Origin of the sequence: Bacteroides sp. AF25-38AC (assembly GCF_003602995.1) — a bacterium.
Classification (GTDB): domain Bacteria; phylum Bacteroidota; class Bacteroidia; order Bacteroidales; family Bacteroidaceae; genus Bacteroides; species Bacteroides uniformis.
Genome location: NZ_QTMD01000010.1, coordinates 62,162 through 78,627 on the forward strand (window position 1 = coordinate 62,162; position 16,466 = coordinate 78,627).

A 16,466-nucleotide genomic window follows, 5' to 3' on the forward strand; every position below is an offset into this window, starting at 1 on the left:
TTTTTGGTTTTAATTTATAATTAGGATAAGGCTTCCCAAGTAGAAGGACAGTTCGCATAGCAGGAAAGTGGCCCCGCAGCAGTCCCCCGTATATCCTTGCAGGCGTCGCTTCATCAATCGGTAGAGCAGGAAGAAGGTGAGCAGTGGGAAGAGGGTGGCAATCCACAGTTTTATAGGCAGCAGCAGTACGAAAGGAAGCAGGCCGCAAAGAAATCCGGCCAGTAACTCGTGCCGACTCATGCGGTTGTAGACGGTTTTGCTTTTGCTGTCTTCCTCTTTCCGGGCATAGGGCAGGTAGTTGACAATCTGGGAGGCACAGAACTTGGACCAGCAGTCACCGCTGAGCACAAGGATGCAGAGAAGTCCCAGTGGCAGGTGATGAAGTTGGAGCAACAGCAGGAAATAGCATATCAATCCGATGACACCGTAGCTTCCGATGTGGGAATCCTTCATGATGGCAAGAGTCCGTTCTCGGGTGGTGCCGCCACCAAAGCCGTCGAAAAAGTCCGCCAGTCCGTCTTCGTGCAGGCAACCGGTGACAAGCAGGCGTGCGATGAGGGCAAGAATCCATGCCAATGACACCGGCATAATCTGTCCGGCAAGCCACAGCACTGCTGCCATCACGCCTCCCGTCAGCCAGCCTACAAGCGGCCAATAGGGAACCACATGCTTGAAACACTCTGCCGGCACTTCCTTGATTTTCCAGAAGGGCAGTCGGGTGAGCATTATGAATGCAGCCAAGACATTGTTCATGTTAAAAGTATTTAGTGATGGAGGCATGTGCAAAGTTATCCATTTCATTGAGCATCCGCACGGCCGAGTCGACAATGGGATATGCACAGATGGCCCCTGTTCCTTCTCCCAAACGCAGCCCCAGATTCAGCAGCGGACGGGCATGCAGGGCGTCGAGCACCAGTTTGTGGCCCGACTCGTCTCCGCAGTGTCCGAAGATGGCGTAATCCGTCACTTCCGGGTAGAGCCTGGCGGCGGCAAGCAGGCAGTTGGTCATGATGAATCCGTCAACAAGGATAATCATCCTCAGCTCGGCAGCTTGCAGCATGGCGCCTATGGCCATTACCATTTCCAGTCCGCCAAAGTAGCGGATGATGTCCCGGGGAGAGCCGTCGCCCTTGTAGTTCTCCATAGACTGCTTCAACACTTCGTATTTGTGGCGGATGCCCGCGCTGTCGAGTCCGCTGCCTGCGCCGACACATTGTTCCAGAGGAATACCGGTAAAGCAGGTCATCCACAAGGAGGATGAAGAGGTGTTTCCGATACCCATTTCACCGAAACTGAGGACATTGCTGCCTTCTTCATGGCATTGGTGCACCACCTCGGCACCCCGTTCCAGGCACATCTCCATTTCCTCCTCCGTCATGGCTGCCTCGTGCAGATAACTCCGGGTGCTTTTACGTACTTTCATATTGATGATGCCTTTCTTGTAGGGGAGGTCGTAGTCTACTCCTGCATCTACTATTTTCAGGGTAAAGCCGTGCTGCCGGCAGAGGAAGTTGACACCTGCCCCTCCATGAAGGAAGTTACTGATTTGCTGCCAGGTGATTTCCTTCGGAGAGAGACTGACACCTTCTTCTACAATGCCGTGGTCGGCGGCGAAGATAATGTTTTGCGGATGTTTCAAGGCGGGGGATAATGTCTGTTGTATGAGTCCGATTTGGAGTGCCAGTTCTTCTAAAATGCCCAATGAGCCTTTGGGTTTGGTCAGGTTGTTGATTTTGTCAATCAATGCAGGACGGATTGACTCGTCCGGGCGGGTGATATGAAATGTTTTCATCAGTCTGTTGAATTTTAGTTGTTTGTTGTTTTATGAATGAGTGTTTTTTACGGTAAGTGGGATGCCGGATACCATCAGTATCACTTCGTCGGCACGGGCGGCTACATATTGGTTCATCCAGCCTTGCATGTCCGTGAACTTTCGTTGCAGTTCGTTCTCGGAAGTTCCTCCCATACCTATTTCATTGGTTACAAAGATGAAGGTTGCGTCTTGTGCCGTGAAGCAGTCGAATTCCGCCTTGGCAGCGGCAAGTGCCCGGTCGGTATCTGAATGCAGGTCGAAGAAAAAGTTGGTACACCACAGGGTGATGCAGTCTATCAGGACGACCCGCCCCTCCAGCCGGTGGCGGCTGAGTTCTTTCTCCTCTTCGATGTTTGTCCATTCCGGCCCTCGGCGTTCCTGATGCCGGATTACCCTCTGGCGGAATTCTTCGTCCCAGATGCGTGCTGTGGCAAGATAAACGGGAGTGGGAGAGAGCTCGAGTGCCAGCTTTTCCGCATAGGTGCTTTTGCCGGAACGTGCTCCTCCGGTGATGAGTATGATTCGTTTCATTGGTATTTAGTCTGTATTTTGAAAGAATATCTTTGTTTTCCCGAGCAAAAATAAGAAATATTTGACGAAACGTTTGTTTTTTTAGGAAGTAATTTATTAACTTTGCCACCGTTTTTAAGGCATGACCTTGGAAATGTTTATGCGGCAGTAGCTCAGTTGGTAGAGCATCAGCTTCCCAAGCTGAGGGTCACGAGTTCGAGTCTCGCTTGCCGCTCTTTATAAAAGGCTGAATACTTAGTTATTCAGTCTTTTTCTTTTTTAAGAACATTCATTCTCAGGTATTAATAATTCTTCTAAACTATTTTTTAAGCTGCACTTATATTGTTTTTCCCCTTTTTCTGTTTTTCTTATTGTTTGTTCGCATATGTAATATAGCCGAAACATATATTACATCGTGAATAGTAAATTTGCAAAAATGCAACACTTTAAAAGTTAATAAATATAAAAGAAGAAATAATATATTCTTTATATGTTGCTTTTATTAAAAATTATCCATTTATTTGTCTGACAAATAATACTAATAGGACTAATAATAACACGATTTAATATATGGAAAACTTAAAAATTGATGGGCAGTCGATTACTTTGGTAGACCAAGTGGAAGACAAGTTATTGAATTATTTCAGAAGTCAGGACTTGAAAGTGGGTGATTCTATCCCTAACGAAATTGAGTTGTCGTCAGCGTTGGGGGTAGCTCGTAGTGTTCTTCGGGAAGCTCTTAGCCGTCTGAAAATGATGGGAATGATTGAAAGCCGTACACGTCGTGGAATGATATTAACTGAGCCTTTCATCTTAGGGGGAATGAAGAGAGTGGTTGATCCCCGTATTATGAGCCAGGAATCACTTCTCGATCTTTTGGGATTCAGGGTTGCCTTGGAGATAGGAATCAGTAGTGACATATTTCATAATATTAAAGAGCAGGATATTATGGAACTGGAAGAGATTGTTAATGCAGGCGTTGCATTGGGGAACAACGAATATGCCAATCTCAGCGAATATACTTTCCATTCAAAACTATACGAAATAACGGGGAATAAGACGATTGTACAGTTCCAAAGCATCATTCATCCGGTTATGAACTTTGTAAAAACCAATTTGAGGGAACGGGTGGAAGCTATAAATATAGAACTGGAGAAAAAGGGAAAGATTGTAACTCACACCGATTTATTGAACTTTATCAAGAATAAGGATGAAATGGGCTACAGAAATGCTATCGAGCAACACTTTTATGTCTATAAGAAGCTGATTTATGATAGGGCAGTGTTAGGAGAACAGAATAAGGGTCAATCACAATAAAAATATGACAAATGACACGGATTGTAAATAATTGTGTTGCATTGGTATGCCTTTGTTTGTTTTGGGGGCAAAGCCTAAGAGCTGCAGATGCTTCTCATTCTGAGCAGATAAAGTGGGGCAACGAGAGTGTTTTTAATGAGGAACACAACACTTTGGGACTCTTTTCCGGAGTACTTGGCGGACAAATTGTATTGGCAGGCGGCACTTCCGACGATTATAGCCGATGGGGAAGAAATGCGGTATGCCTTTCTGAAAATGCCGGATTCGCTTTGTATGAAGATGTGTTGTCCAAGCCGTTGGCTTATGGCGCTTCCATAACACTCTCTGACGGTATCTTGTGTATTGGAGGGCGTGATTCTTCCCAATGCTACAAAGATGTATTTCTTGTCACAATGCAGCAGGGCAAACTGAATGTTTCGGAAGATTGGCCGCCACTTCCTTTTCCGTTGTCTAACGCGGCAGGAGCACTACTGGACAATAAGGTATATTTGTTTGGAGGCAGGAAGTCGGTAAGTCCGTCTAGGTTATCGGATTCTTTTTTTGTGCTGGACTTGTCGAACAAGTCCAGAGGATGGAAAGAACTACCGGGCTATCCGGGATGCGTCCGGGAAGATGCAATTCTCGTGGTACAGAACAACGGCGTTTCCCCTTGTCTGTATTTATTGGGTGGACAGACGGAAACGGAAGAATGGTTGTCTTCTTGCTTGACTGATGGATATGTCTATAACCCCCAATTGGGTAAATGGAGTTCATTAGGTTCGGATTTTCCGAAAGGAATATGTGCTGCTGTCGCCAGCGGAGCCAACCATATACTTCTTTTTCAGAAAGAGCCGGAAGATACACAGCATCTTAAAAAAGAGAATGCTTTATGGAAATACCATACAATTACGCAGACTCTTGTCAAGTCTGAATGTATTCCAGGTACCTATGACACTATGCAAGTCTTGCAAAGAAACCGTTCCTTCGTTATACTCGGTAGCAATGCCAGTTCCGGAACGAATAGACTGTACAGCCTTCAAGGGGATATTGTTCCTTTGGAAAAGGGGTTGGGACTTGTCAATATCCTTGTGATTATCGGTTATTTTGCCGTATTGGCCGGAATTGGAATTTACTTTTCACGGCGCCAGAAAAGTACGAATGACTATTTCAAGGGTGGAGGACGTATTCCGTGGTGGGCTGCCGGGCTGAGTCTTTTCGGAACCGCGTTGAGTGCCATCACCTTCATGGCTATACCCTCCAAGGCATATGCCACTAACTGGAGTTATGTGTTGTTCAATACCGGTATTGTGTTTGTTGCCCCCGTCATTGTTTATGTCTTTATTCCTTTTTTCCGGAGATTGAATATAACGACTGCCTATGAATATCTGGAGATACGTTTCAATGTCTTTATCCGGGTTATTTGCAGTCTGGCCTTTATTATTTTCCAGGTAGGGCGTATGGGCGTTGTGCTTTTTCTGCCCTCCATTGCTTTGAATGTGGTGACTGGATTGGATATATTCCTATGTATCGGTATTATGGGAGTTTGTAGTATTCTATATACAATGATAGGGGGAATAGAGGCGGTTGTATGGACAGATGCCATTCAAGTAATTGTACTGTTGGGAGGAGCGATATTTGCAGTGATATACATCTCGTGTTCTCTTCCCGGTGGATTGGGTGAAACGATTGATATTGCCGTGGCAAACGGTAAGTTCGATTTGGGAGCAACGAACTTTGACTTGAAGGATGCTACGATGTGGACTGTCATTATTGCCGCATGTTTTACCCATCTTACCACCTATGGGACGGACCAAAGTATGGTGCAGCGCTATCTCACTACCTCTTCGATGAAAGAGGCACGGAAGAGTGTATGGACCAATGCGATACTGACTGTTCCCGCCACACTGATTTTCTTCTTTATAGGCACTGCGCTTTATGCCTATTACAAGGTGTATCCTGAGAATCTGAGTATCAGTATTCCTAACGGCGATGCTATTTTCCCGTGGTATATTTTTACCCAATTACCGGTCGGTATTGTAGGGTTGTTGATTTCGGGCATCTTCGCTGCGGCAATGTCCACTTTGAGCGGCAGTATGAATTCGGCAGCCACAGCTTATATAGTAGACATTTATTCACGTTTCTTTCATAAGGGAGAGGGTGGCAATGAATTGCATGCGGCACGTATGGCAACTTGTGTGATAGGAATCATTAGTCTATCTTTTGCTTTTCTTATGGCAACATGGAATATCGCTTCATTGTGGGACGAATTTAACAAGATACTCGGGCTCATATTGGGTAGTATGGGAGGACTGTTCATGTTGGGCATGCTTACCAAACGCGCCAATTCCGGAGGAGCAATCATTGGTATAGTCGCAAGTATCATCGTACAATTGTTTGTTGCCAGATTCCAGACGTTCCATTTGCTTTTGTACACGGCGTCCGGCTTTATCTCATGTTTTGTCATAGGCTATCTGACAAGCTTGTTCTTTAAGAAAAAATAGGTTTGAACCTATCATTAATTATAATATAATTTTATTTATGAACAAACGACTTTTAACAGGATTAATCGCTGCACCATTTACGCCAATGCACGAAGATGGTTCCTTAAATTTGCAGGTGATCGGGCCGTATGCAGAGTTTCTGATGCAAAAGAAATGTGTGACGGGAGTGTTTATTTGTGGCACGACGGGAGAATCCGTTTCTCTGACAACAGAAGAACGAAAGGCTGTTGCGGAAAAATGGATGGAGGCAGCCAAGGGAAAACTGAAAGTGATAGTGCATGTAGGTGGCATGTCGCAGGTTCAGTGTGCCGAGCTGGCAGCCCATGCGCAAGCTATTGGAGCTGATATGATAGCAGCCATGGCGCCCTGCTTTTTCAAGCCCGGTTCTGTAGATGAGCTGATAGGTTTTTTCAAGCCGATAGCTGCATCGGCTTCCCGCTTGCCGTTTTATTACTATAACATGCCGTCCATAACCGGGGTTTCCTTGCCGGTACACAAGTTCCTTATAGAGGGCAAGAAGCAAATTCCCAATCTGGTGGGAGTCAAGTTTACTCATAACAACCTGATGGAGATGCAGCAGTGCATTCATGCGGACGGTGGGGCGTTCGAAGTCTTGCACGGTTTTGATGAGATACTGATTACCGGATTGTCGGTTGGAGCTAAGGCTGCCGTAGGCAGTACCTACAACTATGTTCCGGGTATATACAAAGCTGTGATGGAAGCCATGGAAAAGGGAGACCTTGAAACAGCCCGTGAAATGCAATGGAAATCTGTTGAAATCATTGATGTGCTGATAAAGCATGGGGGAGGAGTCAGAGCTGGTAAGATATTCATGAAACTGGCAGGAATAGACTGTGGACCATGTCGATTGCCGATAGCTCCTTGTTCTGAAGAAGAGCTGGAGGAGACAAGAAACGAATTGAAAAATACGGAATTCTTCAAATACATTAATTAACTAAAAACGATTGCCTATGGAGATATTGCAACAATACATCCAATGAAAAAACTCATTGGCCAACTTAAGTTTGACCCCCGAAAAGGGAGGGGAAACGAGTATTGGCACTTCCCGTTTCCCCTTAAATAAATTACTGAAACAATTTATTATTAAAATCGTAACAAAGATGAGAAAAATATTTCATTTTCACCTCATAACTTTTCTACTATTTTGCCCATTTTTGCTTTGGGCACAAGAATTTAACCTATCAGGTGTAGTAGTGGACAATACTGGTGAAACTCTTCCAGGAGTTTCCATCGCTGTGAAGGGCACGACTCGAGGAGTTATTACGGATATGAATGGCGCTTTCCAGCTGAAAGTAAGCAAGGGGGAAACTCTTGTATTTTCCTATGTGGGCTATGATGAACAGCAAATCCTGATTACTAATCAAAAGATTCTTAACATCCGGATGGAACCGACCACCATGGGGCTGGATGAAGTGGTGGTTGTAGGTTATGGTACCCAATCCAAGCGTACCGTAACATCCGCCATCAGCAAGGTGGATGGAGAAACATTGAAGGCAACTCCTATCAATACTGTGGGAGAAGGGCTGAAGGGTAAAATTGCGGGTGTACGCGTGTACAATGAGAACAATACTCCGGGTGCAGAGGCTACGTTCTTGATTCGTGGTGGTTCATCTATCAGTCAGAGTAATTCTCCTCTTATATTAGTTGATGGCGTAGAGCGCAGTACAGCGGGTATCAATCCCAATGACATCGAATCTATCGAAGTCTTGAAGGATGCCGCTTCTTCTGCTATTTATGGTTCGCGTGCATCGAATGGAGTTGTCCTGATTACGACAAGAAAAGGAAAAAGCGGTGCTCCTCGAGTGACGTTTGAGGCTTCCTTTGCAAACGAGAATGTGGAGCGGATGATTGAGTATCTGGATGCTACCCAAGCTGTTACTATCATGCGCGATCGTTGGGCTTCCGGACCCAGTCCGGAAAAGTTATACCTTGACGGATATGCTTATAGTTCCGGCAATACGGATGCTTCCAAGTTTTCTACCCGTTACCTGAGGGATGGAGAGAGCATTCCGGCAGGATGGAAGTCTGTGGCTGATCCGTTGGATCCCAGTAAGACTTTGATTTTTGAAGATAATGATTGGGCCAGTACTTGTTTCAAGAATGCTCTTTGGCAAAATTATTATGTGGGGATAGAAGGAGGTACGGAGAAATTGAGCTATGTGGGCAGTATTGGCTATATGAAAGATTCCGGTGTAGGTGTAGGCACGGCATTCGACCGTTTCAATGCCCGTACTAATGTAACTGCCAAAATCAGAGAGAACCTGACTTTCAGTAGCAACATAGATTACAGCCAGACGAATAGCGAAGAGTATGCCAGTCAGTATCAGGTGATTTCCCGTGGACTGATGACCCCGGCTGTTCAACGTAAATATTGGGTGTCTGACAATGAATGGTACGGAACCCCGACGCCAGGTCCAAACTCTTCGTCTCCGAATCCGAGCTTCTACTCGTATTTTAATGATAACAATCAGCGTACCAACCGTTTGGGGTTAGTCGGCTCTCTTGATTGGGAAGTTTTGAAAGGATGGCATGCTGTGGGCACCGCTTCTTTGTTTACGCAAAACAGCCATGGAGATACATTCATGCGTGCCAACCCGATGAATGGAACGCGGAAGGCGACTACCAACATGACGGATGAGCAACGGAAGAAACTGGAATTCTACACCAGCTATACAAGAACGTTTGCCGATAAACACAGCATCAGTGCGATGGTAGGATATTCCTATCAGCAATATTTGTACAAGTATGTGTATGCTGCCACTACCGGACACAGCTCCGACAAGATACCGACATTGAACGGAGGTTCTGTTTATTCCGATGCAACGTCGACCAAGCAGGAAGATGTGAATATCGGTTATTTCGGCCGATTGAACTATGATTATCTGAAAAGATATATGTTGACTGCTACTTTCCGTGAGGACGGCTCTTCCCGTTTTGCCAAAGGCAACCAATGGGGATTCTTCCCCGGATTGTCTGTCGGATGGGTTATGAGTGATGAGCCTTTTATGCAGAATATCGGTTTTATAAGTAATTTGAAGTGGCGTGGCAGTTATGGGCAGACCGGTAACAACTCCATCGGCTATTACGATGCATTAGGATTGTATGCCATTACCACCAGTTACGATCAAAGTGCTGCGACCGTTTCTTCGGCCATGCCTAACAAGGCTCTTGAATGGGAGACTTCCACACAATTGGATTTAGGTTTTGATTTAGGCTTGTTCAAGAACCGCATCATTCTGGGTATCGATTACTTTAATAAGATTACGGATAACCTGATTACTTCCAAAGTATTGCCCAATACGTCGGGATACGGTTCCATCCTTACCAATCTTGGAAAAGTACGTTTCCGTGGTTTCGATGCTGAAATAACAACACGTAACATTGTCAAGAAGGATTTCACGTGGGAATCTAAATTCACCATTACTTACGTAAAGAACAAGGTGCTTAAACTGCCCGAAAACGGACGGGACAAGAACCGCCAGGGAGGATACTCTGTAAAAATGCAGGATGGCACGACCAAAGAATTCGGAGGTGTTGCCGAGGGTGAACCGTTGGGGCGTTTCTATGGATATAAGAAAGACTTTATCATTACAACTCCCGAGCAGGCTGCCAATGCCCGTTATGACACCTCATCCAAAGGTTGGGACTGGACCACGAAACAGAAACTGGGTGTCGGAAAAAAGACTATTGGAGACTATGAGTGGAAAGACCTGAACGGAGACAATATCATCAACAGCAATGATATGTTCCTGCTGGGAAATACGATTCCCCATACCACCGGAGGTTTGAACAATACTTTCACTTACAAGGGCTTCACTTTGAATGTCTATCTTGATTTTGCTTTGGGGCACTCCATTTCCAATGGTTATCTGCAACGCCAGATGTGTAATTTCATGAATGGAAACACCAGCCTGCCTGCTGAAATCCTAAAATGCTGGAATGTGGGGGATGACCCGAGTAAGGCCAAGTATGCCCGTTTCTCAGGCAATGACTCCGATGAGTTGAATAAGAATTTCCGGGACAACTCCGATGTTTTCACCCAGAAAGCCGATTATCTCTGTATCCGTGAAATCTCTCTGCAATATGCTCTGCCTCAGGCATTGCTGGCAAAGATTGGTCTGAAAGGGCTGGTATTGACCCTGGCCGGAAACAATCTGCATTATTTTACGGAAGTAATAGGTCTTTCTCCCGAAGTAGGTGCATCAAGTACCTATTCCGGTAGTTTCAACACCTATCCGCCTATCCGTAAGTTCTCTATCGGATGTAAAGTTACTTTGTGATAAAAGAAGTTTAATACGAAAAATAAGAATTATGAAAATAAAAATATTATCCGGCATTCTTCTTATAAGTGGGGTCTCGTTTTTTACATCATGTCATGGAGACCTGAATGTGATACAGCCCAGCCAGTTCACCAGCCTATCCATGTGGACAGAGGAGAGCGATGCTACGAGTGCGGTAAATGGAGCATATACTCAATTCCGTTCCGCCTTTTCCGATTTGCTCAACATCTATGGAGAGATGCGCTCAAACTGGTATGAGAGTGGGGCGGTAAATGATGCGTTTTTTAATAGAGTGGGTACAAACGTATTGCTGAGCGGTGATGCAGGTACAAATTGGAGTAGCATATATACTACCATTAACAGTGCAAATTTGATTCTGAAGCATACTCCGGAAATCTCTTTCACCAATGAAGCTACACGCAGTGAAGTGATGGCCAATGCCTATTTCCTACGGGCATATTGTTACTTTACTCTGGTGCGGGTATTCGGTGACTGTCCGTTACTGACTTCCGGCTTTGAGTCAGAAAAGCAGGAGGACATGTATCCCAGCCGTACGGCGGCCTCTGAAGTATATGCTCAGGTCGAAACCGATATAGAAGAAGCTTTAAGGTTGATGCCCGCTTCTTCCAAGCTTCTCCATAAGGCATCTCCGGCAGCCATCAACATGTTGCGTACTGAATATTACTTATGGAAGGCAAAGCGTCTGGGAGGAGGGAATGCGGCTCTGAGTACGGCGCAGTCTTCTGTTGATGCGGTATTGAAAGCCGGATATGCACTTCTTCCCACGTTTGCCGATATTTTCAATTTAAACAACGAAGCCAATTCTGAGCTTATCTGGACATTGCCCTATATCGTCAATGAAAATGTGACTCCGGGAACATCCCCCAACTTTTTCGCCTATTATCTGGCACCTAACGGTGACAGAACCCGGCTGAGGGAAGCCGGATATACCGAGGATGAGGTTCCTGCCGGTTCCCATGCCCAGTATGTTGTGCCCACGCAAGCCTATTGCGATTTCCTGGCTGAGGATGCACGTGACACGCGTACGGATGTTTCAGTACGGGTATTCGAGGATAAGTTCCTGACGGAAGAAGTACAGATTAAAAGGATGGTTGTGAAGTTCAAAGGCTCCTTTGCCAATGATACGCGTAGTTTTGACAGTGATGTCCCCGTCTATCGTTTGGCCGAAGCCTATCTTTTGAAAGCTGAAGTGGAAAATGCCTTGGGAAATACGGATGCCGCTTTGCAGAATCTGAATGTAGTGGCCAAGCGTGCTTATGGGGTAGACAACTACTACACGGCAAGGACTCAGGATGCCATAGACAATGCCATTATCAGCGAAATACTGAAAGAGTTTGTCGCAGAATCAAAAGCATGGTGGGCATACCTTCGCTTTAATAAGGAATTCGAGCTTATTGAGACCTTGAAGGGGCGTGAAGGGGAGAAGAATGTTACCTTGTGGCCTATTGCTCCTGCTTGTCTCAATACTAATCCGAATATAACACAAACGGAAGGTTACAAATAAATATTGGGATGATATGAGATATAAGACTATACTTTTACTGGTCTTGTCTGCTTGGGGCATCATGGCATGCCAAAATTATACGGATAAGATAGCGGTGGAGATTCGGCAACCGGTATATCCGGTGTTGACATTGAAGGAGCATAATCCGGTATTGTGTCTGCGTCTGATTAGGAACAGCGGCGTGGCATATCAGTTGGAAAAGATAAATTTCACTTTGGATGGAACTGTCCGTTCCGGTGATGTCGTTTCCGCTTCGCTGTTCTTGGATGAGAATTGTGGGCAGGTTTGTGCAAGTGCCAAACCGGTGAACAAACAATTGAGTTTTAAGGTAGGCCGGCAGATAGAGGAAGATACACTGACATGCTGGGTGACACTCCGACTGAGGGATGATGCGGCGCAGGCTACAAGCAAGATTGAAATCTCATGTAGCAGTGTCCAGACAGACCTGGGGCTGGTGGGCATCCGCCAGTTGCCCGCAGTAAAGCCGCTCCGTATAGGAGTGGCCCTGCGGCAGCCGGGTCAGGACGGGGTACACACTTCCCGCATTCCCGGATTGGTGACTTCGACGAAAGGTACCTTGCTGGCCTTGTATGATGCACGCAATGAAAGAGATGACGATTTGCAGGGCGACATTGATATTGCCATCAATCGCAGTGAAGATGGAGGGCGGACTTGGCAACCCATGCAGACTGTTCTGGATATGAAAGAATGGGGCGGGCTACCTCAGAAATATAATGGAGTGAGTGATGGTTGCATCTTGTCGGATGATTTCACCGGTGACCTCTATGTCATAGGGTTATGGATGCACGGAGTCTTGGACCCCAAGACGGGCAAATGGATAGAGAATCTTACCGATACCTCGACCGTATGGAACCACCAGTGGCGTGCGCACGGTTCTCAGCCGGGATATGGTGTCAAACAAAGTTCTCAATTCCTGATTAGTAAGAGTACCGACGACGGACTTACCTGGAGTGAGCCGCGTAATATTACCCGCCAAGTAAAAAAGGAAAAATGGTGGCTGCTTGCTCCCGGACCGGGTCGTGGCATCACAATGGAAGACGGTACATTGGTATTTCCGGTAGAGGGGCGGAACGAAGACGGGCTTCAGTTCTCTACAATCATGTGGAGTAAAGACAAGGGCGAAAACTGGACCGTAGGCGAACCGGCCTACTACAATACCAACGAATGTCAGGTGGTAGAACTTTCAGACCATTCCTTGATGTTGAACATGCGTGAGCGCAGCAACCGGGGACGTCAGGAAGGTAATGGGCGGGCCATTGCCGTCACTGCCGATTTGGGAAAAACGTGGACGGAACATCCCACGTCGCGCAGAGCTCTCATTGAACCGGCTTGCCAGGCATCCTTGCTGCGCCATGATTATATTGAAGACGGAGAAGAACGTCATGTATTACTCTTTGCCAATCCTAATTCAAAAGAGCGCCGTAACAACATTACCATTAAGGTGAGTTTCGATGACGGGCAAACTTGGCCCGAGGAGTATTGGATGTTGTTGGATGAAGGTAGGGGGGCGGGGTACTCTTGCATGACTTCCATTGACGAGCATACCATAGGTATCTTTTATGAGGGGAGCCAAGCCGACATTCAGTTCCAGGCTATCCCGCTGAAAGAATTATTGAAGAAATAAAAGTATAACACCTTAAAAAATAGACAAATATGAAACGCAGTGAAATCAATCAATATATCCGCGAAGCCAAAGCATTTATGACAAAGTACCACTTCATGTTGCCGCCATGGGCGGACTGGACTCCGGACGACTGGAAAAGCAAAGGACCGGAATGTAATGACATCCGGGAAAGAGCCATGGGCTGGGACTTGACCGACTTCGGCTGGGGCGATTTCCTGAAAATCGGCCTGACTCTGGTAACCCTCCGTAATGGAAGTCTGCAGAAGAAAGACAAACCCTATTGTGAAAAGATTATGTTTGTCCGCTGCGGACAAGTTACTCCTACCCATTTCCATTGGCTGAAAACGGAAGACATCATCAACCGGGGTGGAGGAATCCTCTGCATGCGTCTGTGGAAGGCCGACAAGGAAACTGAAATGCTGACTGAAGAACCGCTTGTCGTTTCCATCGACGGAGTCAGTACACGGGTAGCTCCCGGAGAAACGGTGCGTCTTGCTCCCGGACAAAGCATTTGTTATGAGCCTTATCTCTACCATACTTTCTGGGCCGAGGACGACCATTGTCTGGTAGGCGAAGTCTCTACAGTGAACGATGACATGAGAGACAACCGTTTCCTCACCCCCAAGGGGCGTTTCCCGCAGATAGAAGAGGATGTTCCGGCCGAACATCTGTTGTGCAACGAATATCCCGAAGTTTAGAAAGTATGAAAGATAAGACCAACCTGGCGGGATTGAATCCCGATAATTTCCAGTCCGTAATCAACGGAAAGGATACCGGCCTTTATATACTGCGCAATGGCAGCGGTATGGAGATGTGCGTCACGAACTACGGGGCCATCGTCTTATCCATCATGGCTCCTGATAGTCATGGTAAGTTTGAAAATGTCGTCATAGGCTTCGATACGCTGGAAGAGGCCCGCAGGCAAAGCAAGGACTATTATATAGGAGCTACTATAGGCCCCGTAGCCGGACGCATATTGCACGGCGCTTTCCGTGTAGGAGAAAAAGATTATCACTTACAGCTTAACTCTGTTTCTAATACTCTGCACAGTGGTGATAACGGTTTTCACACGGTGGTGTGGGAAGCACAGCAACCGTGTGAAAACCAACTTCTCCTCCGGCATTTCCATGCCGATGGAGAAGCCGGTTTTCCGGGCAATGTTACGGTAAGGATGATGTATACCTTGACGGACGACAATGGGTTCCGTATAGATTATGAGGCGGAGACAGACCGCGACACCTTGTTCTGTCCCACCAATCATGCCTATTTTAACCTGGCGGGCATGGAAACTCCCACTACTTCCATTGAAGACCATCTGGTGAGGATAAACGCGGATTTCTACCTGCCTATCGACATGAATACGAACAATACCGGTGAAGTCAGGGCAGTGGGCGATACGCCTTTTGATTTCCGCGACTACCATTCCATAGGCGAACGCATCAACCGGAAAGACTTGCAGTTGCTCAACGGCCACGGTTATGACCACTGTTTTGTCTTGAAGAAACCCGCGCTGCATGAGCTCTCTTTCGCCGCCACCTGCATCAGTCCGTCCAGTGGGCGCAGAATGGATATCTATACCACAGAGCCGGGGCTTATCATGTACACCGGCAATTATTTGCCGGGCTTCACGGGCATGCATGGCACTGTGTATCCGCGTCGTAGCGCCGTCTGCTTTGAAACCCAGTGCTTTCCCGATACACCGAACAATCCGCATTTCCCCTCCATCGTATTACGTGAAGGAGACCTTTATAAACAGACATGTATTTATCAATTCAGTACGCAACCATGAAAAACAGAATCATTCTTTGTTTGGGATGCCTGCTGGCATTCCTCCAGCTCCGGGCACAAGTCAATACCAACCAGCAGCATTTGTGCAATCCTAATTCTTTTTCCATCGTCCTGCTGGGCGACCCGCAAAACTACGTGAAGTATGACTATAACCAACCGGTTTTTGAGCTGATGACGGCGTGGACCGCTCATCATATAGACTCCCTCCGTGTAAAGGCGGTGCTTTGTACGGGCGACTTGGTAGACCAGAATGAATGTATTCTACCTCCCTTCCCACGTTTCGGGAATCTTACGAGCCGGGAGCAGTGGACATTTGTGTCGCGGGCTTTCGGGCGGTTGGACAACAAGGTCCCTTATCTCATTTCTACCGGAAACCATGATTACGGCTACACCCGTTCGGAGAACTCGATGACCCGTTTCCCGGAATATTTCCCGATAGAGCGCAACAGCCAATGGAAAAAGACCATCGTGGCTGCAACCAATAATAGAAACGGCCTGCCTACGCTGGAAAATGCCGCAATGGAGATAACGGACGAGCATTGGGGGAGGATTTTGATTATTGCCGTTGAATTTGCCCCACGTGATGAGGTCTTGTCATGGGCAAGGGAGCTGGTGGCTACCCCACGCTTCAAGGACCATACGGTGATTCTCATCACCCATTCCTATCTTACCGGCTTCGACAGTAAGCGCATCACCAAGGAAGGCTATAAGATAACTCCGTCCAATACGGGCGAAGGCATCTGGCAGAAGCTGGTGCAACCTTCCGCCAACATCCGTCTTGTGCTGTGCGGACACTATGCCACTCCGAATGAACGGTTGGACTATACCACGGGATTCCGTACCGACAAGAATGCAGCCGGACACGATGTGCACCAGATGATGTTCAACTGCCAGGCGTTGGGTGGCGGCATGAGTGGAAACGGGGGAGACGGCTGGCTGCGTCTGCTCGAATTCCTGCCCGACGGACATACGGTGCAGGTCAGGACCTATTCTCCGCTTTTCGGCTTTTCTCCTCAAACCAAGGACAAGGCATGGCGTACGGAATCTTATGACCAGTTTCAATTCACGATAAAATAAAAAATATGAA

Annotated in this window: 12 protein-coding genes and 1 tRNA gene; 10 read left to right on the forward strand and 3 right to left on the reverse strand. The window is 46.8% G+C overall.

Annotated features, from left to right (window positions below; all coding sequences use genetic code 11):
- Positions 1 to 9: 9 nt before the first annotated feature.
- The 3 genes from cobS to cobU are packed head-to-tail and all read right to left on the reverse strand — an operon-like array spanning position 10 to position 2,344.
- A complete protein-coding gene (gene cobS / locus DWY55_RS08815; RefSeq protein ID WP_117878122.1) occupies positions 10 to 753 on the reverse strand; it encodes an adenosylcobinamide-GDP ribazoletransferase in 744 nt (247 codons plus the stop codon).
- Between the two features lies 1 nt (position 754).
- On the reverse strand, positions 755 to 1,792 hold the full coding sequence (gene cobT / locus DWY55_RS08820; RefSeq protein ID WP_008663488.1) for a nicotinate-nucleotide--dimethylbenzimidazole phosphoribosyltransferase: 1,038 nt from the start codon (positions 1,790 to 1,792) through the stop codon (positions 755 to 757).
- 30 nt (positions 1,793 to 1,822) lie between these two features.
- Positions 1,823 to 2,344 carry a bifunctional adenosylcobinamide kinase/adenosylcobinamide-phosphate guanylyltransferase gene (gene cobU, locus DWY55_RS08825; protein WP_008663490.1) on the reverse strand — a complete coding sequence of 174 codons (522 nt, stop codon included), beginning with the start codon at positions 2,342 to 2,344 and terminating at the stop codon, positions 1,823 to 1,825.
- A 141-nt stretch (positions 2,345 to 2,485) separates the two neighbouring features.
- Here cobU and DWY55_RS08830 point away from each other — a divergent pair.
- The 10 genes from DWY55_RS08830 (at position 2,486) to DWY55_RS08875 (ending at position 16,456) form a co-directional block, all read left to right on the forward strand.
- Positions 2,486 to 2,558 (forward strand) — tRNA-Gly (locus DWY55_RS08830).
- 335 nt (positions 2,559 to 2,893) lie between these two features.
- On the forward strand, positions 2,894 to 3,640 hold the full coding sequence (locus DWY55_RS08835; protein ID WP_005829254.1) for a FadR/GntR family transcriptional regulator: 747 nt from the start codon (positions 2,894 to 2,896) through the stop codon (positions 3,638 to 3,640).
- 11 nt (positions 3,641 to 3,651) lie between these two features.
- On the forward strand, positions 3,652 to 6,120 hold the full coding sequence (locus DWY55_RS08840; protein ID WP_117878120.1) for a sodium:solute symporter family transporter: 2,469 nt from the start codon (positions 3,652 to 3,654) through the stop codon (positions 6,118 to 6,120).
- A 37-nt stretch (positions 6,121 to 6,157) separates the two neighbouring features.
- Positions 6,158 to 7,075, forward strand: a complete 918-nt coding sequence (locus DWY55_RS08845) for a dihydrodipicolinate synthase family protein (protein ID WP_005829247.1) — start codon at positions 6,158 to 6,160, stop codon at positions 7,073 to 7,075.
- Positions 7,076 to 7,241: 166 nt separating this feature from the next.
- Positions 7,242 to 10,421, forward strand: coding sequence for a SusC/RagA family TonB-linked outer membrane protein (locus DWY55_RS08850; RefSeq protein ID WP_016273669.1), 3,180 nt, complete (start codon positions 7,242 to 7,244; stop codon positions 10,419 to 10,421).
- A 31-nt stretch (positions 10,422 to 10,452) separates the two neighbouring features.
- Positions 10,453 to 11,946 carry a RagB/SusD family nutrient uptake outer membrane protein gene (locus DWY55_RS08855; protein WP_016273670.1) on the forward strand — a complete coding sequence of 498 codons (1,494 nt, stop codon included), beginning with the start codon at positions 10,453 to 10,455 and terminating at the stop codon, positions 11,944 to 11,946.
- Positions 11,947 to 11,959: 13 nt separating this feature from the next.
- Complete coding sequence (locus DWY55_RS08860; RefSeq protein WP_057087653.1) at positions 11,960 to 13,591, forward strand: sialidase family protein; 1,632 nt, start codon at positions 11,960 to 11,962, stop codon at positions 13,589 to 13,591.
- Between the two features lie 29 nt (positions 13,592 to 13,620).
- Positions 13,621 to 14,289, forward strand: coding sequence for a D-lyxose/D-mannose family sugar isomerase (locus tag DWY55_RS08865; protein WP_016273672.1), 669 nt, complete (start codon positions 13,621 to 13,623; stop codon positions 14,287 to 14,289).
- A 5-nt stretch (positions 14,290 to 14,294) separates the two neighbouring features.
- Positions 14,295 to 15,380 (forward strand): aldose epimerase family protein, encoded by a 1,086-nt coding sequence (locus tag DWY55_RS08870; protein ID WP_117878118.1) that lies wholly within the window; start codon positions 14,295 to 14,297, stop codon positions 15,378 to 15,380.
- Positions 15,377 to 16,456, forward strand: coding sequence for a metallophosphoesterase (locus DWY55_RS08875; RefSeq protein WP_005836957.1), 1,080 nt, complete (start codon positions 15,377 to 15,379; stop codon positions 16,454 to 16,456). Before DWY55_RS08870 ends, DWY55_RS08875 begins: the two co-directional genes overlap by 4 nt.
- The last annotated feature ends 10 nt before the right edge of the window (positions 16,457 to 16,466 follow it).